The organism is Lysobacter sp. HA35, from assembly GCF_054061195.1.
Genome location: NZ_JBSSDY010000001.1, coordinates 912,976 through 938,040, shown reverse-complemented (window position 1 = coordinate 938,040; position 25,065 = coordinate 912,976). Strand labels below are relative to the sequence as shown.

The 25,065-nt window shown below is 66.6% G+C and carries 20 protein-coding genes; 10 read left to right on the top strand and 10 right to left on the bottom strand.

Going from position 1 to position 25,065, the window contains the following annotated elements:
- Positions 1-58: 58 nt before the first annotated feature.
- Positions 59-1,126 carry an alanine dehydrogenase gene (locus tag ACVWZN_RS04690; protein ID WP_027083109.1) on the bottom strand — a complete coding sequence of 356 codons (1,068 nt, stop codon included), beginning with the start codon at positions 1,124-1,126 and terminating at the stop codon, positions 59-61.
- Between the two features lie 227 nt (positions 1,127-1,353).
- On the opposite strand from ACVWZN_RS04690, the gene trxB reads away from it, so the two are divergent.
- From trxB to infA, 4 genes are all read left to right on the top strand, one after another.
- A complete protein-coding gene (gene trxB / locus ACVWZN_RS04685) occupies positions 1,354-2,307 on the top strand; it encodes a thioredoxin-disulfide reductase (RefSeq protein WP_456952807.1) in 954 nt (317 codons plus the stop codon).
- Positions 2,308-2,328: 21 nt separating this feature from the next.
- A complete protein-coding gene (locus tag ACVWZN_RS04680) occupies positions 2,329-3,459 on the top strand; it encodes a GNAT family N-acetyltransferase (protein ID WP_456952806.1) in 1,131 nt (376 codons plus the stop codon).
- Positions 3,456-4,202, top strand: coding sequence for a leucyl/phenylalanyl-tRNA--protein transferase (aat, locus tag ACVWZN_RS04675; protein WP_456952805.1), 747 nt, complete (start codon positions 3,456-3,458; stop codon positions 4,200-4,202). Before ACVWZN_RS04680 ends, aat begins: the two co-directional genes overlap by 4 nt.
- Positions 4,203-4,289: 87 nt before the next feature.
- Positions 4,290-4,508, top strand: a complete 219-nt coding sequence (gene infA / locus ACVWZN_RS04670) for a translation initiation factor IF-1 (protein ID WP_027083105.1) — start codon at positions 4,290-4,292, stop codon at positions 4,506-4,508.
- 72 nt (positions 4,509-4,580) lie between these two features.
- Here infA and clpA read toward each other — a convergent pair whose 3' ends face one another.
- Complete coding sequence (gene clpA / locus ACVWZN_RS04665) at positions 4,581-6,860, bottom strand: ATP-dependent Clp protease ATP-binding subunit ClpA (RefSeq protein WP_456952804.1); 2,280 nt, start codon at positions 6,858-6,860, stop codon at positions 4,581-4,583.
- Between the two features lie 62 nt (positions 6,861-6,922).
- Positions 6,923-7,255 carry an ATP-dependent Clp protease adapter ClpS gene (gene clpS / locus ACVWZN_RS04660; RefSeq protein ID WP_027083103.1) on the bottom strand — a complete coding sequence of 111 codons (333 nt, stop codon included), beginning with the start codon at positions 7,253-7,255 and terminating at the stop codon, positions 6,923-6,925.
- A gap of 175 nt (positions 7,256-7,430) precedes the next feature.
- On the opposite strand from clpS, the gene ACVWZN_RS04655 reads away from it, so the two are divergent.
- The 6 genes from ACVWZN_RS04655 to ACVWZN_RS04630 all read left to right on the top strand — a co-directional run bounded on the left by ACVWZN_RS04655 (position 7,431) and on the right by ACVWZN_RS04630 (position 15,470).
- Complete coding sequence (locus ACVWZN_RS04655) at positions 7,431-7,907, top strand: NUDIX hydrolase (protein ID WP_456952803.1); 477 nt, start codon at positions 7,431-7,433, stop codon at positions 7,905-7,907.
- Complete coding sequence (gene mnmA, locus ACVWZN_RS04650) at positions 7,907-9,022, top strand: tRNA 2-thiouridine(34) synthase MnmA (protein WP_456952802.1); 1,116 nt, start codon at positions 7,907-7,909, stop codon at positions 9,020-9,022. Before ACVWZN_RS04655 ends, mnmA begins: the two co-directional genes overlap by 1 nt.
- Entirely contained in the window at positions 9,019-9,669 is a 651-nt protein-coding gene (gene hflD, locus ACVWZN_RS04645) for a high frequency lysogenization protein HflD (RefSeq protein ID WP_051235149.1), read from the top strand. The genes mnmA and hflD overlap by 4 nt, the downstream gene beginning before the upstream one ends.
- A 122-nt stretch (positions 9,670-9,791) precedes the next feature.
- On the top strand, positions 9,792-12,545 hold the full coding sequence (gene acnA, locus ACVWZN_RS04640; protein ID WP_456952801.1) for an aconitate hydratase AcnA: 2,754 nt from the start codon (positions 9,792-9,794) through the stop codon (positions 12,543-12,545).
- A 233-nt stretch (positions 12,546-12,778) separates the two neighbouring features.
- Positions 12,779-14,461 carry a long-chain fatty acid--CoA ligase gene (locus ACVWZN_RS04635; protein ID WP_456952800.1) on the top strand — a complete coding sequence of 561 codons (1,683 nt, stop codon included), beginning with the start codon at positions 12,779-12,781 and terminating at the stop codon, positions 14,459-14,461.
- 151 nt (positions 14,462-14,612) lie between these two features.
- Positions 14,613-15,470, top strand: coding sequence for a crotonase/enoyl-CoA hydratase family protein (locus ACVWZN_RS04630; RefSeq protein ID WP_456952799.1), 858 nt, complete (start codon positions 14,613-14,615; stop codon positions 15,468-15,470).
- A gap of 2 nt (positions 15,471-15,472) precedes the next feature.
- On the opposite strand, the gene ACVWZN_RS04625 is transcribed toward ACVWZN_RS04630, so the two are convergent.
- The 7 genes from ACVWZN_RS04625 to ACVWZN_RS04595 all read right to left on the bottom strand — a co-directional run bounded on the left by ACVWZN_RS04625 (position 15,473) and on the right by ACVWZN_RS04595 (position 25,064).
- Positions 15,473-17,647 (bottom strand): ATP-binding protein, encoded by a 2,175-nt coding sequence (locus ACVWZN_RS04625; protein WP_456952798.1) that lies wholly within the window; start codon positions 17,645-17,647, stop codon positions 15,473-15,475.
- Positions 17,644-18,696: an HD domain-containing phosphohydrolase gene (locus tag ACVWZN_RS04620; RefSeq protein WP_027083095.1), complete on the bottom strand. Its 1,053-nt coding sequence runs from the start codon at positions 18,694-18,696 to the stop codon at positions 17,644-17,646. Before ACVWZN_RS04620 ends, ACVWZN_RS04625 begins: the two co-directional genes overlap by 4 nt.
- Positions 18,697-18,821: 125 nt before the next feature.
- The gene (gene lysS / locus ACVWZN_RS04615) at positions 18,822-20,339 is read right to left on the bottom strand and encodes a lysine--tRNA ligase (protein ID WP_456952797.1); all 1,518 of its coding nucleotides are present in this window, start codon (positions 20,337-20,339) and stop codon (positions 18,822-18,824) included.
- Between the two features lie 97 nt (positions 20,340-20,436).
- Positions 20,437-21,565, bottom strand: a protein-coding gene (prfB, locus tag ACVWZN_RS04610; protein ID WP_456952796.1) for a peptide chain release factor 2 whose coding sequence is annotated in 2 segments (ribosomal slippage) — positions 20,437-21,489 and positions 21,491-21,565 — 1,128 coding nt in all. Because the reading frame shifts where the segments join, the coding sequence is not laid out codon by codon here.
- 102 nt (positions 21,566-21,667) lie between these two features.
- Positions 21,668-22,306 carry a YkvA family protein gene (locus ACVWZN_RS04605; RefSeq protein ID WP_456952795.1) on the bottom strand — a complete coding sequence of 213 codons (639 nt, stop codon included), beginning with the start codon at positions 22,304-22,306 and terminating at the stop codon, positions 21,668-21,670.
- A gap of 95 nt (positions 22,307-22,401) precedes the next feature.
- Entirely contained in the window at positions 22,402-24,123 is a 1,722-nt protein-coding gene (gene recJ / locus ACVWZN_RS04600) for a single-stranded-DNA-specific exonuclease RecJ (protein WP_456952794.1), read from the bottom strand.
- Complete coding sequence (locus tag ACVWZN_RS04595; RefSeq protein WP_456952793.1) at positions 24,120-25,064, bottom strand: phosphoglycerate mutase; 945 nt, start codon at positions 25,062-25,064, stop codon at positions 24,120-24,122. Before ACVWZN_RS04595 ends, recJ begins: the two co-directional genes overlap by 4 nt.
- Position 25,065: the final 1 nt, after the last annotated feature.

Here is a 25,065-nt window from a genome sequence, read left to right as displayed (position 1 = left end):
GAACGGCCGCGAATCGCGACCGGTCCCGCGGATTGTGCGGACGTGCCGTCTCAGTGGATCAGAGCACCATGTCCTGCAGCGCCGGGTGGACGATCTTGCCGCCCTCGACGTTGATGCCACGCACCAGCGCCTGGTTGTTGCGCCAGTCGCCGCCGGCAAGCTTGTTCACCCACGGCAGGATCGCCGCGCAGATCGCCTGCGACGAGGTCTGCGGCACCGCGCCCGGCATGTTGGTCACGCAGAAGTGGGTCACGCCCTCCTCCACGTAGGTCGGCTCCTTCCAGGTGGTCGGACGCGAGGTTTCGAAGCAGCCGCCCTGGTCGATGGCGATGTCGACGACGACCGAGCCGTCCTCCATGCCCTTGAGCATCTCGCGGGTCATGACGTGCGGCGCCTTCGCACCGGTCACCAGCACGGCGCCGATCACGAGGTCCGCCGACGCGACTTCACGCGCCACGACGTCGTGGTACGGATACAGCGCGGTGACGTTGTTGCCCAGGCGCATCATCTCGTCCATGCGGTCTTCGCGCATTTCGAAGACGGTGACATTCGCGCCGCCAGCCGCCGCGAGCGCGGCCGATGCGCCACCGGCGCGGCCCGCGCCGAACACGACGACCTTGCCGCGCTCCGTCGCCGACAGGCCGCCGAGCAGCTTGCCCTTGCCGCCCATGGGCTGGTGCAGCAGGTGCGTGCCGACCTGCACGCCGATCTTGCCGGCGATCACCGACATCGGCGCCAGCAGCGGCAGGTCGCCGTTGGGCAGCTCGACGGTTTCGAACGCGACGCCGGTCAGGCCGATGTCGAGCAGCTGCTTGGTCAGCGTCGGCTCGGCGGCAAGGTGGAGATAGCAGAACAGCAGGTGGTCCTTGCGAAGGTGCGCGAGGTCGCCGGCGATCGGCTCCTTCACCTTCACGATCATCTCGCCCTTCTCGTACAGCGCCGCCGCATCGGGGGCGATCTTGACGCCCAGGCGGGTGTACTCGTCGTCCTTGAAGCCGCTCTTCAGGCCTGCGCCCTGCTCCAGCCACACTTCGTGGCCACGCTTGACGAGGTCACCGGCCGCGGCCGGCACGAGCGCGACGCGCCCTTCGAGGGTCTTGGTTTCCTTGGGTACACCGATGCGCATTGCTGTCTCCGGAGCGCGCGTCGCGAATCGCTTGCGCGCGGGTCTGCAGGGGTGGGGGAGGCGCGGCTGCGGAACACTGTCTCCGCGGGTCGCGCCTTGTGCTGCCGTCATGCGACCGCCAAGCTATGGCGCTTCCGGCGTTCAATCGCGGCGGCGGAATGATGCCTTCGACAGCGCATCGATCCGCGTGCCGAAATGCACGCATCACATAACTCGCCATTATATCCATGACCCTTTCGAAGCACTCGCGGCTGATCATCCTCGGCTCCGGCCCTGCCGGCTGGAGCGCCGCGGTGTACGCGGCCCGCGCGAACCTCAAGCCCGTCGTCATCACCGGCCTGCAGATGGGTGGCCAGCTGATGACGACGACCGAGGTCGACAACTGGCCGGGCGACGCGCACGGCCTGATGGGTCCGGACCTGATGGCACGCATGCAGGCGCATGCGGAACGCTTCAACACCGAAGTGATCTTCGACCACATCCACACGGCCGACCTTTCGCAGCGCCCGTTCCGCCTGCGCGGCGACAGCGGCGAGTACACGTGCGACGGCCTGATCATCGCGACCGGCGCGACCGCGAAGTACCTCGGCCTGCCGTCCGAAGAGGCCTACAAGGGCCGCGGCGTCTCGGCGTGCGCGACCTGCGACGGCTTCTTCTACAAGGACCAAGATGTCGCGGTCGTCGGCGGCGGCAACACGGCGGTCGAGGAAGCGCTGTATCTCTCGAACATCGCGCGCAAGGTCTACCTCGTGCACCGCCGCGACACGCTTCGCGCCGAAAAGATCATGCAGGACAAGCTGTTCGCGAAGATCGAGGCCGGCAAGATCGAGCCGATCTGGCACCACGCGGTCGACGAAGTGCTCGGCAACGAAGCGGGCGTCACCGCGCTTCGCGTACGTTCCGTGCTCGATGAATCGACCCGCGAAATCCCCGTGCACGGCTTCTTCGTTGCCATCGGCCACACGCCGAACACGGCGCTGTTCGAAGGCCAGCTGGCGATGCGCAACGGCTACATCACCGTGCAGTCGGGCATCGAAGGCAACGCGACGGCGACGACGATTCCCGGCGTGTTCGCGGCCGGCGACGTCGCCGACCAGCACTACCGCCAGGCGATTACCTCGGCCGGTTCGGGCTGCATGGCCGCGCTCGATGCGGAGCGTTATCTCGACAAGGCCGGCTGACGCCGGCGGGCGCGCGCCGCGATGACGCTGCGCACGCGATGGATCGAGCGGCTCGTGGATGTCGACGCGGCCGCGTGGGATGCACTGGCCGGCGACGCGAACCCGTTCGTGCGCCATGCCTTCCTGTCGGGCATGGAATCGACGCGCTGCGTGCAACAGCGGCTCGGCTGGACGCCGCGACACCTCACCATCTGGCGTGGCGATGAACTCGTCGCCGCAGCACCGTGCTACGCGAAGACCAATTCGCACGGCGAATTCGTGTTCGACCACGCATGGGCGCATGCGTACTCGCGTTACGGCCTCGACTACTTCCCGAAGCTGGTCTGCGCGGTGCCCTACTCGCCTGTAACGGGTCCGCGATTGCTCGCTCGCGACATCGATGCCAAGCGTGCATTGATCGCCGCATTGCGTGACGCCTGCGACGACGCGTTCTCGTCCGCGCATGTCAACTTCCATGTCGCCGCCGACGACGAAGCCTTCGACGACGACTGGCTCGAACGCGTCGATGTCCAGTACCACTGGGAAAACACCGGCGACTGGCGCGACTTCGACGCCTTCCTCGCCGCGATGGATCACAAGCACCGCAAGAACATCCGGCAGGAACGCGCGAAGGTCGTGCGCGGCGGAATCACGTTCCGCGTCGTGCATGGCGATGAAGCATCCGACGCCGATCTCGAGGCGATGCATCACTTCTACCTGCAGACGTTCGCCGAATACGGCAATCGCCCGGCGATCACGCTCGAGTTCCTGCAGCACCTCGCGAAGACGATGCCGCGCTCGCTGGTGATCGTGCTCGCCGAGCGCGACGGTCGGCCGATCGCGGGCGCGCTATGCCTGCGCGGTGGCGACACGCTCTACGGTCGTTATTGGGGCTCGATCGAACAGCACGCCGGCCTGCATTTCGAGACCTGCTACTACCAGGGCCTCGACTACTGCCTGCGCGAAGGCCTGCGACGTTTCGAACCCGGCGCGCAGGGCGAGCACAAACTCTCGCGCGGCTTCCTTCCGACGCTGGTGCGCAGTCGCCACTGGATCGCCGAGCCTGCATTTCGCGAGGCACTCGCCGGCTGGTGCGCGGAGGAACGCGAGGCGGTGACTGCGTACGCCACCCGACTCCGCGCGAGCAGTCCGTTCCGGAACGCATCGACGTGAGTCCGCTGCGAATCCCGTGGCTCGACGACGAGCCGGACGCGCCGTTCCCCGATCCATCGACGGCGCTGCGCGACCCGGACGGCCTGCTCGCGATCGGCGGCGACCTCGACCCACGACGCCTGCTGGCCGCGTATCGCGCCGGCATCTTTCCGTGGTTCTCCGAGGGCGAGCCGCCGCTCTGGTGGTCGCCCGATCCGCGCATGGTGTTCCGCACCCACCGAGTCGCGACGTCCCGGCGTTTCCGCCGTGGCCTCCGGAGTTGCGACTGGACGGTACGAGCCGACACTGTTTTCGAAGCCGTCATCGACCGCTGCGCCACGATCCCGCGCGCGGGCCAGCCCGGCACGTGGATCACGTCCGGCATGCGCGACGCCTACGTCGAGCTGCACCGCCTCGGCCACGCGCATTCGGTTGAAGCCTGGGACGGCGACGCGCTGGTCGGCGGGATCTACGGCGTCGCGGTCGGACGCATGTTTTTCGGGGAAAGCATGTTCAGCGCACGAACCGGGGGCTCGAAGGTCTCGATCGCCGGACTCACCCACCGGCTGCACGAATGGGGCTGGCCGCTCCTCGATGCCCAAGTCGAGAACCCGCACCTGCTGTCGCTTGGCGCCGAGCGTTGGCCGCGGCCGGATTTCCTCACGGCGGTCTCCGGGTTGGTCGAAAGCCCCGGACGTGAAGGTAGCTGGACGGAGCCTTTCGGCGACCTGCCCGCCCGGGAACTGGCGTACACCCACGCCTGAGCGGCGGACCTTTTTGCGCCCCTTCCGCCCCGCGTGGCACAATCCACGGCTTCCTACGCCCGCTCCACAGAATTCTTCAAGGACCCCATGGCAAAAGACGACGTGATCGAATTCGAAGGCACCGTGTCGGAAACACTTCCGAACACGATGTTCCGCGTTCGCCTCGAAAACGGCCACGAGATCATTGCCCACATCTCCGGTCGCATGCGGAAGAACTACATCCGCATCCTCACCGGTGACCGGGTCAAGGTCGAAATGACGCCGTACGACCTCACCAAGGGCCGCATCACGTACCGCATGAAGTAATCGCGGCGGTGCGACCCAAAAGAAAGGCGGCCCGAAGGCCGCCTTTTTCGTTTCCGATGTTTCGAACGTCCTTCAGTGTTCGACGGTCGCCGGCAACAGCTTCTCGGGCTCCGCCGTCGCATCGACGACCAGCTTGTCGTCGCGCACGTCCACCGTCACGCGGCCACCGCCCACCAGCTTGCCGAACAGCAGCTCGTCCGCCAGCGGACGCTTGATGTTCTCCTGGATGATGCGGGCCATCGGGCGCGCACCCATCGTCGGATCGAAGCCGTGCTTGGCGAGCCAGTCGCGGGCTTCGGGCGTTGCGTTGAGCGTGACGTTCTTCTCGTGCAGCTGCGCTTCCAGCTCGATGATGAACTTGTCGACCACGCGCAGGATGTGATCCATCCCCAGCGCCTGGAATTGCACGATCGCATCGAGACGGTTGCGGAACTCGGGCGAGAAGCTGCGACGGATCACTTCCATCGCATCCGACGCATGGTCCTGCTTGGTGAAGCCGATCGAGCGACGCGAGGCTTGGGAAGCACCGGCGTTCGTAGTCATCACCAGGATCACGTTGCGGAAGTTCGCTTCGCGACCATTGGTGTCGGTCAGCATGCCGCGGTCCATGACCTGCAACAGGATGTTGAAGATGTCCGGATGCGCCTTCTCGATTTCGTCGAGCAGGAGAACGCAGTGCGGCGTCTTGACGATCTTCTCGGTCAGCAGGCCACCCTGGTCGAAGCCGACGTAACCCGGAGGCGCGCCGATCAGACGGCTCACCGAATGCGCTTCCATGTATTCCGACATGTCGAAGCGCACCAGCTCGATGCCCAGCTGCATCGCGAGCTGCTTGGTCACTTCGGTCTTGCCGACGCCGGTCGGGCCGGCGAACAGGAAGTTGCCGATCGGCTTGTCCGGATTACCAAGGCCCGAACGAGCGAGCTTGATCGCGGACGTCAGCGAATCGATCGCCGGGTCCTGACCGAAGATCACCATCTTCAGGTTCCGCTCGAGGTTGCGCAGCACGTCCTTGTCGGTCGCGGTGACTTGCTTGGCCGGGATGCGCGCCATCTTGGCAACGATGGTCTCGACCTCTTCGACGTCGATGACGGTCTTGCGCTTGTCTTCCGGAAGCAGGCGCTGGCGTGCACCGGCTTCGTCGATGACGTCGATGGCCTTGTCGGGTAGCAGGCGATCGCCGATGTGCTTCACCGACAGGTCGACCGCCGCCTGGATCGCGTCGTCCGCATAGCTCACGCCGTGGTGCGCCTCGTACCTGGGGCGCAGGCCACGCAGGATTTCCACAGCCTCGCTCACCGTCGGCTCGACGATGTCGATCTTCTGGAAGCGACGTGCAAGCGCACGATCCTTCTCGAAGATGCCGCGGTATTCCTGGAACGTGGTCGAGCCGATGCAGCGCAGCTCACCCGACGACAGCGCCGGCTTGATCAGGTTGGACGCATCCATTGTGCCACCCGACGCCGAACCCGCACCGATGATGGTGTGGATCTCGTCGATGAAGAGCACCGCGCCGGGGATCTTGCGCAACTGCTGCAGCACGGACTTCAGGCGCTTTTCGAAATCGCCGCGGTACTTGGTGCCCGCGACGAGCGCACCGAGGTCGAGCGCGTAGATCGTCGCGTCCTGCAGAACTTCAGGGACGTCGTTGTCGACGATACGCTTGGCAAGGCCTTCAGCGATCGCGGTTTTGCCCACGCCGGCCTCACCCACGTAGAGCGGGTTGTTCTTGCGACGACGGCAGAGCACCTGGATCGTGCGCTCGACTTCGTCGGCGCGACCCACAAGCGGATCGATCTTGCCTTCGCGCGCGAGCTGGTTGAGGTTCGTCGCAAACTCGGTGAGCGCGTCGCCCTTGCCTTCGCCGTCGCCCGCTTCCTGGCCGCCCTGGCCTTCCTCGCGACCGCCTTCCTCACCGCCCTGCTTGCTGATGCCGTGCGAGAGGTAGTTGACGACGTCGAGCCGCGCGATGTCCTGCTGGTTGAGGAAATAGACCGCGTGCGAATCCTTCTCGCCGAAGATGGCGACAAGGACATTCGCGCCCGTCACCTCCTTCTTGCCGGACGATTGCACGTGGTAGACCGCGCGCTGCAGGACGCGCTGGAAACCCAGCGTGGGCTGCGTGTCGCGATCGCTGTCGTCGGGCAGCACCGCGACCGACGTGGCGATGGCCTCGTCGAGTTCGCGTCGCAGTCGCGGCGTGTCGGCCTCGCAGGCGCGCAATACGCCCTCGGCCGACGGGTTGTCGAGCAGTGCCAGAAGCAGGTGCTCGACGGTCATGAATTCGTGTCGAGCCTCGCGGGCGCGCTTGTAGCACTGCCCGATGCTGTACTCGAGATCCTTGCTGAACATGTGGAAGCCTCCGAAGCGTCTGCGTTACCAGATGGGGGCCGGTAGCGCGGTTTAAACCGCTTTTAGGCCTTTTCCATCGTGCACAACAAGGGATGCTGGTTGATCCTTGCGTATTCGTTCACTTGCGACACTTTCGATTCGGCAATCTCGCGCGTGAAAACGCCGCATACGCCACGACCGCGGGTGTGCACGTGGAGCATCACCTGTGTCGCTTTTTCGATGTTCATCGCAAAAAACCGCGTCAGGACATCCACTACGAAGTCCATCGGCGTGTAGTCGTCGTTCAGCAAAAGCACCGAGTACATCGGTGGCGGCGCGACTTCCGGCCGGCTGGTCTCGACCGCAAGGCCGTGCTGACCGTGTTGTTCCTGATCGTGCGTGGTGTGTTTCGGCATCGCACCAGTATAAGTCGCGCGACATGGACGGCCGCCGCGCGGCCCCGGCAGAATGCCGCTTTGGGTTCATGGGAACGATGATGCTGCGCAGCCGTGATCACACCGTTCCGACGGTGACACTGTGCATCCCGCGCGTCTCGCGTGGTGCGACGTTCGTCGCACGGACCGCATTCGCGTGACGGCCGATCCGCGCTTCTGGCAACCGGACGTTACGGTCGCGACCGTCGTCATCGATGGCGGGCGCGTGCTCGTCGTCGAGGAACAGGTCGCCGGGCGACCCGTGCTCAACCAGCCCGCGGGCCATCTGGAACCGGACGAGCCCATCGTCGAGGCCGCCATCCGCGAAACCCGCGAGGAGACAGGCTGGGACGTTCGGCCAACGGCGTTCGTCGGCGCCTACCAGTGGAAGGCGCCTTCGGTGAGCTTGGCTGGCGCCGAGCGCACCTACGTACGGTTCGCATTCGTGGCGGAGCCCCTGCACTTCGATCCGGCGCGTGCGTTGGACGACGGCATCGTCCGCGCGATCTGGATGACGCCGGCGGAGCTCCAGGCCGAGTCCGCCCGCCATCGCAGCCCGCTGGTCTGGCGCGTGGTGGCCGATGCGCTCGCCGGCCGCCGCTATCCGCTCGATCTCGTGACCGCGGTCGGCTGATGACGCCGGCGCGCACCATCGTCGGGATGTCAGGCGGCGTCGATTCGTCGGTCGCGGCGCTGCGCCTGCGCGACGCGGGCGAGCCGATCGCCGGGCTCTTCATGTCGAACTGGGCCGACGATGGCAGCGGCGACTGTCGCGCGGAAGACGATCGCCGCGACGCGGTAGCCGTCTGCGGGCGCCTTGGACTGCCGATCCATTTCCGCGATTTCTCGAAGGAATACTGGGGCGACGTCTTCGAGCATTTCATTGCCGAGTACGCCGCTGGCCGCACGCCTAATCCGGACGTGCTGTGCAACCGCGAGATCAAGTTCAAGCATTTCCTCGACGCCGCGCACGAGCTCGGCGCCGAGCGCATCGCGACCGGCCACTACGCGCGCGTCGACCAGCGCGATGGCCGCTGGCGACTGCTGCGCGCCATGGATCGCAGCAAGGACCAGTCCTATTTCCTGCACCAGCTCGGCCAGCCGCAGCTGTCGGGCACGCTGTTCCCGCTCGGCGAACTGCCCAAGACCGATGTCCGCCGCATGGCCGCCGATGCCGGCCTGCCGACCGCCGCCAAGAAGGATTCGACCGGCATCTGCTTTATCGGCGAGCGCGACTTCCGCGAGTTCCTCGGCCGCTACCTGCCGGCACGCGAGGGCGAGATGCGTACGCCGGAAGGACTCTCGGTCGGCCGTCATCCCGGCGTCTTCTATTTCACCCTCGGCCAGCGCGAGGGTCTGGCGATCGGCGGTGTGCGCGGTCGCGAGCAGGCGCCGTGGTACGTCGTGGGAAAAGACGTGGCGACCAACGTGCTCTACGTCGAACAGGGCATCGATAATCCGTGGCTGATGTCGACCCGGCTCACCACTGAAGCCGCGCACTGGATTTCCGGCGCCCCGCCCGCTGGCGAATTCGAATGCGCGGCGCAAACGCGGTATCGCCAGAATGACGAGCCATGCCGCGTCGTCGTTCGCGCGAACGGCGCGCTGGACGTCGTGTTCCAGCGACCCCAGCGCGCAGTCACGCCGGGCCAGTCGCTCGTGCTTTACGACGGCGACGAATGCCTCGGCGGCGCCGTGATCGACACCACCGACGCGCCGCTCGACGCTTCCCGCAGGGCCGCCGCATGACCCGCGCCACTTCCGAAATCGCCGCGTCGCTTGCATCGGTCGAACCGATCTACGACCGCGTCGTCGCGCTCGCCGGGCTGCTGCAAGCGCTCGCCCAGGTGCGACGTATCGCGGACACTGGCGAGTCGAACGAGGAGATACTCGAGACCTGCATCGGCTCACTGTTCCGGTTCGATGCGCGCACCACGGCCGACGTCTATGGCGGGCTGGAAAACGTGCGTCCCGGATTGCTGCTGCTACGCGACTACCTTTCCGGCGCGCAGCGCGACGAAGCCCTGCCGCGCCTCGCGATGCCGGTGATGCAGCTCGAGCGCCGCTTCGTGCGGGACGATGCGATGACCGAACGCGTGCGGCGCGGCCTCGAAGTGCTGGCGCCGCGCGCGGAAACGTCCGGCGTCACGCATCCCGACATCATCGCGCCCATCGGCCAGCTGTATTCGCAGACGCTCAGCACACTGCGGCCGCGCGTGCTCGTCCAAGGCAACCCGCATTACCTCGGCCAGCCGCGCGTTGTGGGCGAAGTCCGCGCCGTGCTGCTGGCCGCCGTGCGATCGGCCGTGCTGTGGCGGCAGCGCGGCGGGACGCTGTGGGATTTCGCGTTCCAGCGGCGCGCAATGTCGGCCGCTGTCGACGCGCACCTGGGTTGAGCCTGCCCGTACGACGCCGGATGCGGCATAATTAGCGGGTTTTCCGGGGCGATTCGTTCCGGCCGGCCTTTAGCGCCGCCGATGCAGACCGCCGCGTTCCCTGCCGCCTCCACGGAGCCCTCATGGCCGACTCCTTCGCCACCCGCGCGCAGCTTGCCGTCAATGGCAAGTCCTACACCTACTTCAGCCTGCCGACGCTGGGCCAGCGCTTCAACCTGGCGCACCTGCCCTACTCGATGAAGATCCTGCTGGAGAACCTGCTCCGGCACGAGGACGGCGTCACCGTGCTCCCCGAGCATGTCGAAGCGGTTGCGACGTGGGATCCGAAGAGCGAATCGGATACCGAAATCGCCTTCATGCCGGCGCGCGTCGTGCTGCAGGACTTCACCGGCGTTCCCTGCGTGGTCGACCTCGCCGCCATGCGCGATGCGGTGACCAAGCTCGGCGGCTCGCCGAAACAGATCAATCCGCTGATTCCGTCCGAGCTGGTCATCGACCACTCGGTGCAGGTCGACGTCTACGGTCGCCAGGACGCCGCCGACATCAACGGCCGCATCGAGTTCGAGCGCAACATGGAGCGTTACAGCTTCCTGCGCTGGGGCCAGAAGGCGTTCGACAACTTCAAGGTCGTGCCGCCGAACACCGGCATCGTGCACCAGGTGAACCTCGAGAACCTCGCCCGCGTCGTGGTCGAGCGCGAGGTCGACGGCGTGCTGCAGGCGTTCCCGGACACCGTGTTCGGCACCGACTCGCACACCACCATGATCAATGGCATCGGCGTGCTCGGCTGGGGCGTCGGCGGTATCGAGGCCGAGGCCGCGATGCTGGGCCAGCCGTCGTCGATGCTGATTCCGCAGGTCGTCGGCTTCAAGCTCAAGGGCGGGATGCCGGAAGGCGCGACCGCGACCGACTTGGTGCTCACCGTCACCCAGATGCTTCGCGCGCTGGGCGTCGTCGGCAAGTTCGTCGAGTTCTTCGGCGAAGGCCTGCAGCACCTGCCGCTCGCCGATCGCGCGACCATCGCCAACATGGCGCCGGAATACGGCGCGACCTGCGGCATCTTCCCGATCGACGCCGAAGCGCTGAACTACCTGCGCCTGTCCGGCCGCAGCGACGAGCAGATCGCGCTCGTCGAGCAGTACGCGAAGGCGCAGGGCCTGTGGCACGACGCCACGACCGCCGAAGCCTCGTACTCCGCAGTGCTCGAACTCGACCTCGGCGACGTCAAGCCGTCGCTCGCCGGTCCGAAGCGCCCTCAGGACCGTGTGCTGCTCGAGAAGGTCAAGGACAACTACAACGCGAACCTCGGCGGCCTTACGTCGAACCGCGATGCGAAGAAGTCCGAGCTCAAGCGCTTCGACGCGGAAGGCGGCGACCAGCCGCAGGCCGATCACCTGGCCGCGAAACCGCGTTCGAAGATCCGGATGAAGGAACAGGACGTCGAGCTCGTCGACGGCGCGGTCGTCATCGCTGCGATCACGTCGTGCACCAATACGTCGAACCCTGCCGTGATGCTCGGCGCCGGACTGCTCGCGCGCAACGCGAACCGCCTCGGCCTCAAGAGCAAGCCGTGGGTCAAGACGTCGCTCGGACCGGGCTCGCTGGTGGTCACCGACTATCTGCGCAAGGCCGGCGTGCTTGGCGATCTGGAGCAGCTCGGTTTCGACGTCGTCGGCTACGGCTGCACGACCTGCATCGGCAACTCCGGCCCGCTGCCGGACGAAGTGTCGCGCGGCATCGCCGAGAACGACCTCGTCGTGACGTCGGTGCTGTCGGGCAATCGCAACTTCGAGGGCCGCGTGCACCCCGAAGTGAAGATGAACTACCTCGCGTCGCCACCGCTCGTCGTCGCCTACGCGCTTGCCGGCACGGTCGACATCGACCTGACGACGGAACCGCTTGGCACCGGCAGCAACGGGCAGCCGGTGTTCCTTCGCGACATCTGGCCGAGCAACAAGGAAATCGGCGACACCATCGCCGCGACCGTCGGCCCGGAGCTGTTCAAGCAGAATTACGCGGACGTGTTCAAGGGCGATTCGCGCTGGAACGAGATCGCATCGCCGCAGGGCGAGTCGTTCGAGTGGAGCGGCGCGTCGACCTACATCAAGAACCCGCCCTACTTCGACGGCATGTCGATGGACGTCGGCCTGATCAACGACGTGCAGGGCGCGCGCATCCTCGGCCTGTTCGGCGACTCGATCACCACCGACCACATCTCGCCGGCCGGCAACATCAAGAAAGATTCGCCGGCGGGCCGTTTCCTGATGGAGCGCGGCGTGCAGCCGGCCGACTTCAACAGCTACGGCAGCCGTCGCGGCAACGATGACGTCATGGTGCGCGGCACGTTCGCCAACATCCGCATCAAGAACCTGATGCTCGGCGGCGAGGAAGGCGGCAACACGCTGTATTACTCGGACGCGCAGCCGGAAAAGCTGGCGATCTACGACGCGGCCATGAAGTACAAAGCCGCCGGCGTGCCGCTGGTGGTGTTCGCGGGCAAGGAATACGGCACCGGTTCGTCGCGCGACTGGGCGGCGAAGGGCACGAACCTGCTGGGCATCAAGGCGGTCGTAGCCGAAAGCTTCGAGCGCATCCACCGCTCTAACCTGGTCGGCATGGGCGTGCTGCCGCTGCAGTTCATGGCCGGCGAGAACGCGCGCGTTCTGGGTCTGGAAGGCTCTGAGACGATCGACATCGAAGGGCTCAACGACGGCGCGAGCAAGACCGCGACCGTGGTCGCACGTCGCGGCGATGGATTCGAGAGGCGCTTCGAAGTGCGGGTGCTGCTGCTCACGCCGAAGGAAGTCGAGTACTTCCGCCACGGCGGCATCCTGCATTACGTGCTTCGCCAGCTAGCTTCGAAGAAGGCGGCGTAACGCGCTGTACCAAGGCAACACCGGACGGGACGCTTCGGCGTCCCGTCTCGTTTCCGGCATTCGCCAGGCGCCCGAGCCCGCTGAGCCGTACAGATTCGGCTTTGGCGGCCGATGCCTTTTACGCTGCACCGCGCCTTGCGACGCTCGCGAGGCGTGTGATCCAATCCGGCGACCGTACGGGGCCGCATCCGACGGCGCATCATCAGAAGCGGCGAATACGAAGGGGAAATCGCATGACGCAAGACCGGCCCTGGCTGGCGAGCTATCCCGCCGGTGTACCGGCCGAGGTCGACGTGGATGAATTTCCGTCGATCGTGTCCGTCCTGCAGAGCGCGATCGCGAAATACCGCGACCGCCCCGCGTTTTCCAGTCTCGGCAAGACGATCACGTACGGCGAAGTCGACGCGCTGAGTGCGCGCTTCGCCGCGTACCTGCTGGGCGAACTCAAGCTCAAGCGCGGCGATCGCGTCGCGATCATGATGCCGAACTGCCTGCAGTATCCGATTGCGTTGTTCGGCGTGCTGCGCGCAGGCCTGACGGTGGTCAACGTCAATCCGATGTACACCGCGCGCGAGCTGCGTCATCAGCTCGACGACGCGGGCGCGGTCGCCATCCTCGTGATGGACAACTTCGCGCACACCGTGCAGGAAGTGCTGCACGACACGCCGCTCAAGCACATCATCACGACTGCACTCGGCGACTGCCTCGATTTCCCGAAGCGCACCGCGATCAACTTCGTCGTCCGCTACGTCAAGAAGATGGTGCCGGACTACGACATCCCGCACGCGATCCGCTTCAACGACACCATCGATGCCGGCGAGCACCTGCCCTTCAAGGATGCGGACGTCGACATCGAGCCCGAGGACATCGCGTTCCTGCAATACACCGGCGGCACCACCGGTGTCGCGAAGGGCGCGATGCTCACCCATCGCAACCTCGTCGCGAATATGCAGCAGGCCGCGGCGTGGATCGGCACGAACGTGCGTTACGGCGAAGAAACCATCGTCACCGCGTTGCCGCTGTATCACATCTTCGCATTGACGGCGAACGGGCTCGTCTTCATGAAGTTCGGTGGTTTGAACCACATGATCACCAACCCGCGCGACATGCCGGGCTTCGTGAAAGAACTCAAGAAGACGAAGTTCACCGCGATCACCGGCGTCAACACATTGTTCAACGGCCTGCTCAATACGCCGGGCTTCGAGTCGATCGACTTCTCCGGTCTGCATCTCACGCTCGGCGGCGGCATGGCCGTGCAGCGTTCGGTCGCCGAGCGCTGGAAGCAGGTCACCGGTTGCACGCTCGTCGAAGCGTACGGATTGACGGAAACGTCGCCCGCAGCGTGCATCAACCCGATGGATCTCAAGGATTACAACGGCGCGATCGGCCTGCCGATTCCGTCGACCGATGCATGCCTGAAGGACGACGACGGCCACGTGCTCGGCACCGGCGAAATCGGCGAGCTCTGCATCAAGGGCCCGCAGGTGATGCGCGGCTACTGGAACCGTCCCGAAGAGACCGCGAAGGTGGTCGACGCCGACGGTTGGCTGCACACCGGCGACATGGCGCGCATGGATGACAACGGCTTCTTCTACATCGTCGACCGCAAGAAGGACATGATCCTGGTGTCCGGCTTCAACGTCTATCCGAACGAAGTCGAAGACGTGATCGCGATGATGCCGCAGGTGCTGGAAGTGGCTGCAGTCGGCGTGCCGGACGAGAAGTCGGGCGAAGCGGTGAAAGTGGTGATCGTGCCGAAGGATCCGTCGCTCACCGCCGAACAGGTCATCGCGCACGCGCGCGAAAACCTCACCGGCTACAAACTTCCGCGCTACGTGGAATTCCGCAAGGAGCTGCCGAAGACGAACGTCGGCAAGATCCTGCGTCGCGAGTTGAGGGAACCCATGCCCGCGTGACGTTTTTCCGCCGCGTATGACGCATACAGGCCCGCTTCGGCGGGCCTGTCTTTTGCATGCGGGGCCGGGTGTAGGATCGGCTGGTGGGCACCACCTGATCGCCCGCGCCCACCAGCCTCCGCGGGCGGTTCCCCTTCAAGGACCCGCAGAAATGAGCACGATCGAATCGTTGCACCGCGCACGACTCCACCCGACAGTTCGGGTGGAAGCCGACATCAATGGTGCCGGCGACTGGCTGTACATGCACGCCGACCACGCCGCCGGCATCCGCCCGTGTTTCCGCGTCGAACTGATGCACGACATGTGGTCGATGCTGTCGGAAGTATCCGCATCGTCGTCAATCAATAGCCCGCTGCGTCACGTCGTGCTGGCGTCGGATGCGCCGGGCGCGTTCAACCTCGGTGGCGACCTCGCGCTGTTCGCGAGCCTGATCCGCGCGAGCGATCGCGATGGCTTGATGAACTATGCGACGCGTTGCATCGACGGCGTGCATCTTCTGCATGACGGGCTGGGTGGCGACGTGCGCACGATCGCGCTGGTGCAGGGCGATGCACTCGGCGGCGGCATGGAACTCGCGTTGGCCTGCCAGGTCATCGTCGCCGAGGAAGGCAGCGAGATGGGCGTGCCCGAAGTGCTGTTCGGCCTGTTCCCGGGCATGGGTGCGTATTCGTTCCTGAGCCGTCGCGTCGCGCCGCACCAGGCCGAGCGCGTGATCCTCGAAGGCCGCATCCTGCCCGCCGAAGAGCTGCACCGCATGGGCATCGTCGACGTGCTGGCGCCGAAGGGCCAAGGCGAGCGCGTGGTCCGCGAACTGATCCGACAGGAGCAGCGTGCACCGCATGCGCATCTCGCGCTCAACCGCGTGCGTCGTGCGGCGCGTTCGGTCAGCTACGACGAGTTGCTCGAGATCACTGCGATCTGGGTCGACGCGGCATTGCAACTCGACGATCGCTCGCTGCGCACGATGGAACGCATCGTGCGCGCGCAGGCGCGTCGTTCGGCGCGCTGAGGTCAGTCCGACCGCAGCGCGGGATCGTTGCGTCCGTCGCGGCTTCTGCGGGCCGCGAGGATGTCGCGACCCTGCGTGAGGCGTTCCCGCAGGCTGTCGAGGCGCAGCCGCCATTCGCGGGAAAGCTGCCAGTCCGGCAAACGCATCATCTCGCCCGCGAGCAGCGAGAGCCGGACCAGGCCGACGTTGCCCGCCACGCCCTTTACGGCGTGGGCGTGTTCGCGCATCTCCGTCCAGTCGCCGCGCGTCGCGCACTCTTCCATCAGCGTGATGCCACGTTCGGCGTCCGCCATGCATTCGCTGGTGAACTCGCGCTCGAACGCATCGCCCATGCCGATCGACGCAAGTTCGTCGAGTACGGCGGGGTCAAACACCGTGTCGTCGTTGCGCTCGGCTACGGGCGCCGCAGGTTTCGCGGCCCGCGTCGGCATGCCCTCGCGCTCCGCGACGTCGCCGAGCATGTCGAGCAACTTCGCGGTGGAAACGGGCTTTGCGAGGAAGCCCCAGGCGCCAGCGTCGTGACAGCCCTGGATCGCCGACGGCGTGACGTCCGCACTGAGGATGACGACCGGCGTGCGCGACGTGCTGCCCGCCTCCATCACCCGCAGGTGTCGCAGCATGTCGACACCGCTCATGCCGGGCATGTGCAAGTCGCAGATCACGAGGTCGAAATGGGACTCGGCGAGGAGGTCGAGCACCTCCTCCGCACCGTCGACGCAGGTCGAACGATGGCCGGCTTTCTGCAGCAGGCGCTGCAGCACCATGCGGTTCGCCGCGTTGTCGTCCGCCACCAGCACGTGCAGCGGGCGAACGCGTGCACGGTGGCGGAGGAACGGGTTACTGAAGGCGATGACGTTCTCGCCCAGCTGCGCGGGTTCGCCGTTCGCTGACGCGACGTCGGTGGTCTGGGGCTCGGCGGCGGGTGCGACCGTCTGGAACGGCAGCTGCACCCAGAAGCGCGTGCCCTCGCCTTCCGTGCTCTCGAAGCCGATCGTGCCGCCCATGGCCTCGGTGAGGCCTTTGGCGATCGTCGTGCCGAGGCCGGTGCCGCCGTAGCGACGCGCGAGACCGGCGTCGGCCTGCTCGAAGGCATCGAAGAGCCGGCGACGCATCTCGGTCGGAATACCGATGCCGGTATCGATGACGGTGAAACGCAGCCGCGTGCGGTGCCCGTCCTGCAGCACGCTCTCGACCTGCAGCGTGACCGAGCCGCGGTCGGTGAACTTCACCGCGTTGCCGACGAGGTTGATCAGCACCTGGCGCACGTGCGCGACGTCGCCGGCCACGCGCTCTGGCACGTCGTCGCTGACGGAGACGCGGTAGTCGAGGTGCTTCGAACGCGCCTGCGGTTGCAGGATCAGGCCGATGCTCGCGACCAGTTCGCGAACGTCGAAGTCGGCGTTGTGGAGCTTGAGCTTGCCGGCTTCGATCGCCGAGATGTCGAGCACGTCCTCGACCAGGCCCATGAGCGTGCGCGTGGACGCCTGGATCGTGTTGAGGCATTCGCGCTGTTCCGCGTCGAGATCGGTCGCCGCCAGCACTTCGGTCATGCCGCCGAGGCCATTGAGCGGCGTGCGGAATTCGTGCGACATGTTGGCGAGGAAGCGGCTCTTCGCTTCGTTCGCGCGGCGCGCCTCTTCCGTCGCGCGTGTCAGCGCGGCGAGCAGGCTGGTGAGGTACATCGGGATCGCGACGAGGCCGACGAGCAGGCCGACGCCGAGCGGCAGGTTGGCGTGCCAGTAGCTCGATTTGGCGAGCACGAGGCCGAAGGACAGCGTCGCCGCGGCCACTGCGCCGTGCAGATAGCGACGCCCGAAGCGCAGGCCGTTCCCGACCGTGACCCACATGATCAGGATGTAGACCCAAGCGATTGGCTCGCCCATGCGGATCATCGCGGCCGCCATCAGGCCGTAATCGGCGGCCATGCCGACCAGGCGTCGCGCATGGTTGCGGCTTGGCGATACGTACATCCAGCCGAGAATCGCCGCGCCGATCACGAAGCCCGCCACCACCATCGCCATGACGTCGTAGTACGCGTTCGACTGGCTGTCGTGCGGGCCGATCAGCAGGTAGGCGAGCACGACGCCGAGCGCAGCGATGCGCACGGTCGCCTGGCCATGCTCGCTGTCCTCGCGAGCCGCGAACCGCTGGCGGACGTGGCGCAGCGCGGCGATCAAGACAGCCGGCCCCGCGGCGAACGGAAACTCTCGCACAGCGCTTCGAGCTGGCGGCGCGCCGACACAAGCACCTGCACGCACTGAGGATCGAACAGGCGGCCGCGCTGGGCGTAGAGATGCGCGAGCGCCGCGTCGATCGCCCACTCGTGCTTGTACGGCTGCTCGGAGATCAGCGCGTCGAAGACGTCCGCGACGGCGACGATGCGCGCCTCGATCGGAATGGCGTCACCCACCAGGCCGTGCGGATAGCCGCTGCCGTCGAAACGTTCGTGATGGCCGAGGGCGATGCGCGCGGCGAGTTCAAGGAACGGCGTGCCGCTGCCCGAAAGCAGGTCATGACCGATTTCCGGATGACGGCGCACCAGCGCCATTTCGTCGTCCGAGAGCGGACCGGGCTTGTGCAGTACGGCGTCCGGCAACGCGATCTTGCCGATGTCGTGCAGCGGCGTCGCCTGTTCGAGCAGGCTGACCTCGTCGTCGAACAGCCCGACACCGCGCGCGATCATGCCGGCGACCGCCGACATGCGCTGCAGGTTCGGATGCGCGCCGCCGTCGCGGTATTCGACCGCTCGCGCCAGGCGCGTCAACATCTGGCGTTCGCGCTCGGCGATCTGCTGAAGCGTGGTCTGCAGGCGATGCTCGAGCGACAGCGCGCGCTGCTTCACGTTCTCCGATTGCTGGCGCAGCTGCAGAAGATTGCGGCAACGCGCGCGCAGTTCGCGCGGGCGAACCGGCTTGACCAGGAAGTCGATAACGCCCGCATCGAGCGCGGCCTGTCGGATCGGCTCGTCGCCGACGACGGTCACTAGGATGATCGGGATATCGCGGTGTCGCGGCAGGCGACGGAAGCGGCGCGCGAATTCCAGCCCGTCGATGCCGGGCATGCGGTAGTCGAGCAGCAGCAGATCCGGATCGTTCGAGGCGCACCAGTCCAGCGCGGCCTGCGGTTCACCGAAATCGTGGACGCTCAGCTCTGCGCCGATGTCCTCGATGATGTGGCGCAGCATCGTGCGTGCGCTGGTCTGGTCATCGACGATGACGACATTCATTGGACCATCCGTTGGCGAGACACCGGTACGGCGGCTGTGGGCCGAGGATAGCGCGGTGGCCAGCCGGTGGCACCGCGCCCTGCTCCTCGTTATCGGCCGCCCAGCCGGCGTACTTGAGCGTGGGGTCAGCCCGCCTGCTCGGGCCGCATGTACGGGAACAGCAGAACGTCGCGGATGGAGGCGCGATCCGTGAGCAGCATCACGAGACGGTCGATGCCGATGCCCAGACCGCCGGTCGGCGGCAGGCCGACCTCCAGCGCGCGGATGTAGTCGGCGTCGAAATGCATGGCTTCGTCGTCCCCGCCCTGCTTCTGCTCGACCTGCGCCTGGAAGCGCGCAGCCTGGTCTTCGGGGTCGTTGAGCTCCGAGAAGCCGTTCGCCAGCTCCTTGCCGCCAACGAACAGCTCGAAGCGGTCGGTGAGTTCCGGGTCCAGATCATTGGCGCGCGCCAGCGGGCTGACCTCGACCGGGTGATCGGTGATGAAAGTCGGCTGCACCAGCGTGTGTTCGACGGTCTTCTCGAAGACTTCCAGCAGCAGCTTGCCCCAGCCGTACGACGGCTTGACCGGGATGCGCAGCCGCGCGCAATGCGCACGCATCTTCTCGAGGTCCCGCAGCTCTTCGCGCGCGATCTCAGGGTTGAGTTCGAGTACCGCATCGGTCATCGACCACCGACGGAAGCGCGGGCCGAGATCGATCGGCGCGCCTTCCCACTCGATCGACGTCGTTCCCAGCACGTCCTGCGCGCAGTGACGGATCACGTCTTCGGTCAGGTCCATGATCTCGGTGTACGTGGCGTAGGCCTCGTACAGCTCGAGCATCGTGAACTCGGGGTTGTGTCGGGTGGACACGCCCTCGTTGCGGAAGTTGCGGTTGATCTCGTACACGCGCTCGAGGCCGCCGACCACGAGGCGCTTGAGATAAAGCTCGGGCGCGACGCGCAGGTACAGCTCGAGATCGAGCGCGTTGTGATGCGTGACGAACGGCTTCGCCGTCGCGCCGCCTGGGATGTAATGCATCATCGGCGTCTCGACTTCGAGGAAGCGCCGCGCATCCAGCCACTCGCGCATCGCACGGATGATCTTGCTGCGCTTGACGAAGACGTCGCGCGATTCCGGCGTCACGATCAGGTCGACGTAACGCTGGCGATAACGCTGTTCGATGTCCGCCATGCCGTGGAACTTGTCCGGCAGTGGACGCAGCGCCTTGGTGAGAAGACGCAGCGACGTCGCCTTGATCGACAGCTCGCCGGTGCGCGTGCGCGTCAGCTCGCCTTCGACCGCAACGATGTCGCCGAGGTCGAGTTCCTTGAACACGTCGAACGCATCGCCGAGCAGGTCCTTCTTCAGCCACAGCTGCACGCGGCCGGATTCGTCCTGGATCTGCGCGAAGCCCGCCTTGCCCATGTCGCGCTTGAGCAGCACGCGGCCGCCGAGTGCGACGCGGCGCGGCGCGGCTTCGAGCGCTTCCGCCGTCCACTGTTCCGCATCGGCGAACTCGCCCTGCAGGTCACCCGCGTAATGCGCTCGCTTGAAATCGTTCGGGAACGCGATGCCGTTCGCGCGAAGTTGCGCGAGTTTCGCGCGCCGCTCGGCGATCAGGAAGTTCTCGTCGGTCGGCGGCGTGGCGGTACTGTCGGTCATCGTGGCGTTCGCTGGGGCCCGCATATGGCAGGGCAGGAGTTCAAGGGATAGGGCCGATGGTAGCGGCCGTGCGCCCCGCAGTGCGCGGGGCGTCGGATCAGGCGGCGTCGGTGCGTTTGGCGCCGACTTCGAGGCCCGCTTTCAGGCTGGCTTCGACGAACTCGTCCAAATCGCCGTCGAGCACCTTCTGCGTATCGCTGCGCTCGATGCCGGTGCGCAGATCCTTGATGCGGCTCTGGTCGAGCACGTAATTGCGGATCTGGCTGCCCCAGCCGATGTCGGACTTGGTGGCTTCTACCGCGTCGCGCTCGGCGTTGCGCTTCTGGATCTCGAGTTCGTACAACTTCGCTGCGAGCATCTTCATCGCGTTGTCGCGGTTCTGGTGCTGGCTGCGGCCGGTCTGGCACGCGACGACGATGTTGGTCGGGATATGCGTGATTCGCACGGCCGACTCGGTCTTGTTGACGTGCTGGCCGCCGGCGCCGGACGAACGATAGACGTCAGTGCGCAGGTCCGCCGGATTGATCTCGATGTCGATGTTGTCGTCGACTTCGGGCGACACGAATACCGAGGTGAAGCTCGTGTGCCGGCGATTGTCCGAGTCGAACGGCGACTTGCGCACCAGGCGATGCACGCCGGTTTCGGTCTTGAGCCAGCCGTACGCGAAATCGCCTTCCACGCGCAGCGTGGCCGACTTGATGCCCGCGACGTCGCCGCCGCTGGCTTCCATCAGTTCAGTCTTCCAGCCGCGCGATTCGCACCAACGCAGGTACATGCGCAGCAGGATTTCAGCCCAGTCCTGTGCCTCGGTGCCGCCCGCCCCCGCCTGGATGTCGACGAACGCATTCGCCGTGTCCATCTTTCCGGAGAACATGCGGCGGAACTCGAGCTGCTCGACCTCCTTCGCGTAACGCTCGACGTCGTCGACCACCGCCTTCGCGGTGTCCTCGTCGTCTTCCATTTCCGCGAGTTCGAGCAGTTCGCCAGCGCCCACGAGACCGTCGGTGAGGCTGCGAATGCCGTGGACGACCTTTTCCAGCGACGAGCGCTCGCGGCCCAGGGCTTGCGCGCGCTCGGAGTCGTTCCACACGTCGGGGCTCTCGAGCTCCCGGTTTACTTCTTCAAGACGTTCGACCTTGTGGTCGAAGTCAAAGATACCCCCTGAGCGAATCCAGCCGACCGCGGAGGTCGGCGATTCGCTGGCGAACGGGATTCAGCTCGATCATGTCCGGCGCTGTTCGATTGCAAGGAACCGGCGATTCTACCAATGCCGGTGGCCTTCGATGCGGAATGCCGCGCCCGAAATGCGGGGTTTCGTGCAGGTTCGCTCAGCGGAAGCGGAACGCCGAGCTCCGCCCGTTCGACGGCGAGTACGGGCGGATCGGCCCATAGCCGCTGCTGCTCCCGTAGCCGGTGCCGAAGCCGCTGCCGAAACCGCCGCTGAAATCGCGCGACCGGCGGCGGCGCATGCGGTCCTGCAGTTCCTGTCGGCGGCTGTCCAGCCAGTCCGCGCGACCAACCGCCGCAGCGTCCATGCCGCGACGCTCGGCCTCGCGATCGCGGAACTCGGTGAAGTCGTCGTAGGCGTCGAGTTCGTGTCGCAGCTCGCGCGCGCACAGCTCGATCATGATCGCGTCGTCGACGAAGCCGAGCACGGGCACGGTGTCGGGAATCGCGTCTGAGGTGGCGGCGAAGTACACCAGCGCCGCGCGCACGTTCGAGGCATCGCTGTCGCCCAGCGCCCAGCCCTCGTCGCGCATCATCGCGATGAGGTTGTCGAGCACAAGCAGGCGGTCCTTGACGAACTGCGGCGGGTTGCTGTCGTGCGCCTTACGCAGCATGTCCGTCGCGGCGCTCACTACCTGCTGGTTGGTCAGGTCGGCGCCACGCTGGCGCGCGATGTCGGCGGCACGCGCGAAGTGCTTCAGGTCATCGTCGGATAGATCGATGTTGACGGTCAGCGGCATCGCACGTTCTCCGGGAGGGACGCCGGATCAGGTTATGGGATGCCGCAGGTCGCGCCAATTGCCCCTTGGGGCAGCGCAAATGCACGCAAATGCGCCTAAACGGCGCCTTCGCGGTGCACCACGACCAACTGGACCGCGTCGCCGCCGCGGTAGTCGTCGGGTTCGAGCCTATAGGCGATGCGGACGCGGTTCGGCGGCGCATTGCCGCGCCAGCCACCGAACTCGATCGCGTTCAGACGCAGGCCGCCGAGGCTGAGCTCAAGCTTGAGGTGCCGCTCGCCGACGATGCGCCAGTTCAACACTTCGAATTCGCCGTCGAACTGCGGTTCCGGGAAGCCCTGCCCCCACGGCCCGCCGTCGCGCAGCGCCTCGGCGCAGGCGCGTGCCATTTCGCCCGGCGCGAGTTCGCCGTCACTCAGCACTTCGGCCTGCAGCAGGTCGGGCGTGAGCAGGCCCGCGGCGACGTCCTGCATCAGCGACGAGAACTCGGCGAACCCGTCCATGCGCAGGCTGAGGCCCGCCGCCATCGCGTGGCCGCCGAAGCGATCGACCAGCGACGGACGACGAGACGACACCGTCGCCAGCGCGTCGCGAATGTGGAAGCCCGGCACGGATCGCGCGGAACCGCGCAGCAGGTCGGAACCCGGCGCGGCGGGCGCGAAGGCGACGACAGGCCGATGCAGCCTTTCCTTGATCTTCGACGCGACCAGGCCGACCACGCCCGGATGCCACTCCGGGTCGAACAGGCAGATGGCATGCGGCAGGTCACCGCCCGGCAGCTCGACGCGCGCCAGCGCGCGCTCGGCCTCGTCGACCATCTGCTGCTGCACCGCGCGACGCTCACCGTTGATCTCGTTGAGCATCTGCGCGATTTCGCGTGCGCGTGCGAGGTCGTCGGTGAGCAGGCACTCGATCCCGAGCGACATGTCTTCGAGACGACCCGCTGCATTGATGCGCGGCGCGACGGCGTATCCGATGTCTGCTGCACCGAGACGCGCGAGTTCCCGCTGCGAGACTTCGACGAGCGCACGCAGCCCGGCGCACACCTGCCCCGCGCGCATGCGGCGCAGACCCGCCGCGACCAGCGCGCGGTTGTTCGCATCGAGCTGCACGAGATCGGCGACGGTGCCGACCGTCACCAAGTCGAGCAGTTGCGAAAGATCCGGCTCGTTCGGCGGCAGCTTGCCCTGCTCGCGCAGATGCTTTCGCAGTGCGAGCAGCACGTAGAAGATGACGCCCACGCCGGCGAGCGACTTGCTCGCGAATCCGTCGCCACGCACGTTCGGGTCGACGATGGCGTCGGCCGGCGGCAGCGCTTCGCCCGGCAGATGGTGATCGGTGACCAGCACCTTCCAGCCGCGCCCCTTCGCCGCACTCACGCCCGCGTGGCAGGCGATGCCGTGGTCGACCGTCACCACGAGATCAGGCTGCATCGGCGCGAGCTCATCGACCATCGCCGGCGTCAGACCGTAGCCGTGCACGATGCGATTCGGCACCGCGAACGAGACACGTCGCGCGCCGAGCATGCGCAGGCCACGCACGCCGACCGCGCAGGCCGTCGCGCCATCGCAATCGAAATCGCCGACGACCACGATGTGCGCGTCGTTCGCGATGGCGTCGGCGAGCAGGCGCGTCGCGGCGTCGAGCCCGCCCATCGTTTCCGGCGGATGCAGTTGCGCGAGTTTCGGGCGCGCCTGTTCCAGCGACGTCGCACCGCGCATGGCGTAGACGCGTGCGAGCACCGGATGAAGGCCGTGCGCCCAGTCGCCAGGAATCACCACGGGACGACGCACGAGTCGGGCGGTAAAGCGGCTCATTCGTCGTCGCGTTCGGCCAGGACGCGCAGTGGGCGCTTCCAGAATCGCAGCGACTGCGACCGGCGCACGTCGAAGCGCGCGCCGTCGGCCCACATCAGGCTCAACGTTGCGACCTGTTTGCTCGCGACGGCCACGAGCGCGGGCTCGATCCAGTCGGCGGACAGCCGGTCGAGCCGGCGTTCGTAGCGCAAGTCGACGGCGAGGTTCTGCTCGGGCGTCGTCCAGGCGCCCGGCGGCGCAAACGACGCGCCGGCCAGTTGGGCGAACGCGCCGACCGTCGCGTCATGCGAGCGAATCGATGCATAACGCGTCGTCACGTGATCGGGTAAACGCCCCGCGCCCCAGAACCAGATCGAATTGACCGGCGCGAGTCCGCGATTCAGGCGGTCGGCATTGACCGGATGGTGATGCAGCAGCACCTGCGCTTCCGACATCAGTGCACGCCAGCGCTTGCCTTCGGCGCCCTGCGGCATCTGGTCGAACAGGTCGCTGCCGAGCGCGTCGTCGGGCGAGATGAACGCGGGCAGCGGCGAACCTGGAGCGAGTCGCAGGTACCAGGCGTTCGGACGGCCGGCGTCGATCGGCATGCCCGCGTCGCCGAACAGCGGCCGCAGCGGTCGCAACAAGGCTTCCGCGGTCTCTGCGTCGAGACCGAGCATGTCGCCTATGGCGAGCAGGCGAGCACCGTTGATGTCGGCACGAACATAGGCGGGATCGGCGCGCAGCCACGACGAATCACGCGCATCACCCGCTTCGACCTGTCGCGTCACTGCAGCGGCAGGCCAGCCGCGCGGCAGCACGTCGAACAGCGCGTCGACGCCCGTTTTCGCATCGAACCGATCCGCACGACCCACCACGCGCGCCACCGACGCAGGCAACGCTTCGCCCGCGAACCGCGAGCGCGGCGGCAGAACGAACGCGACGTCGACGGGCGTGGTCACG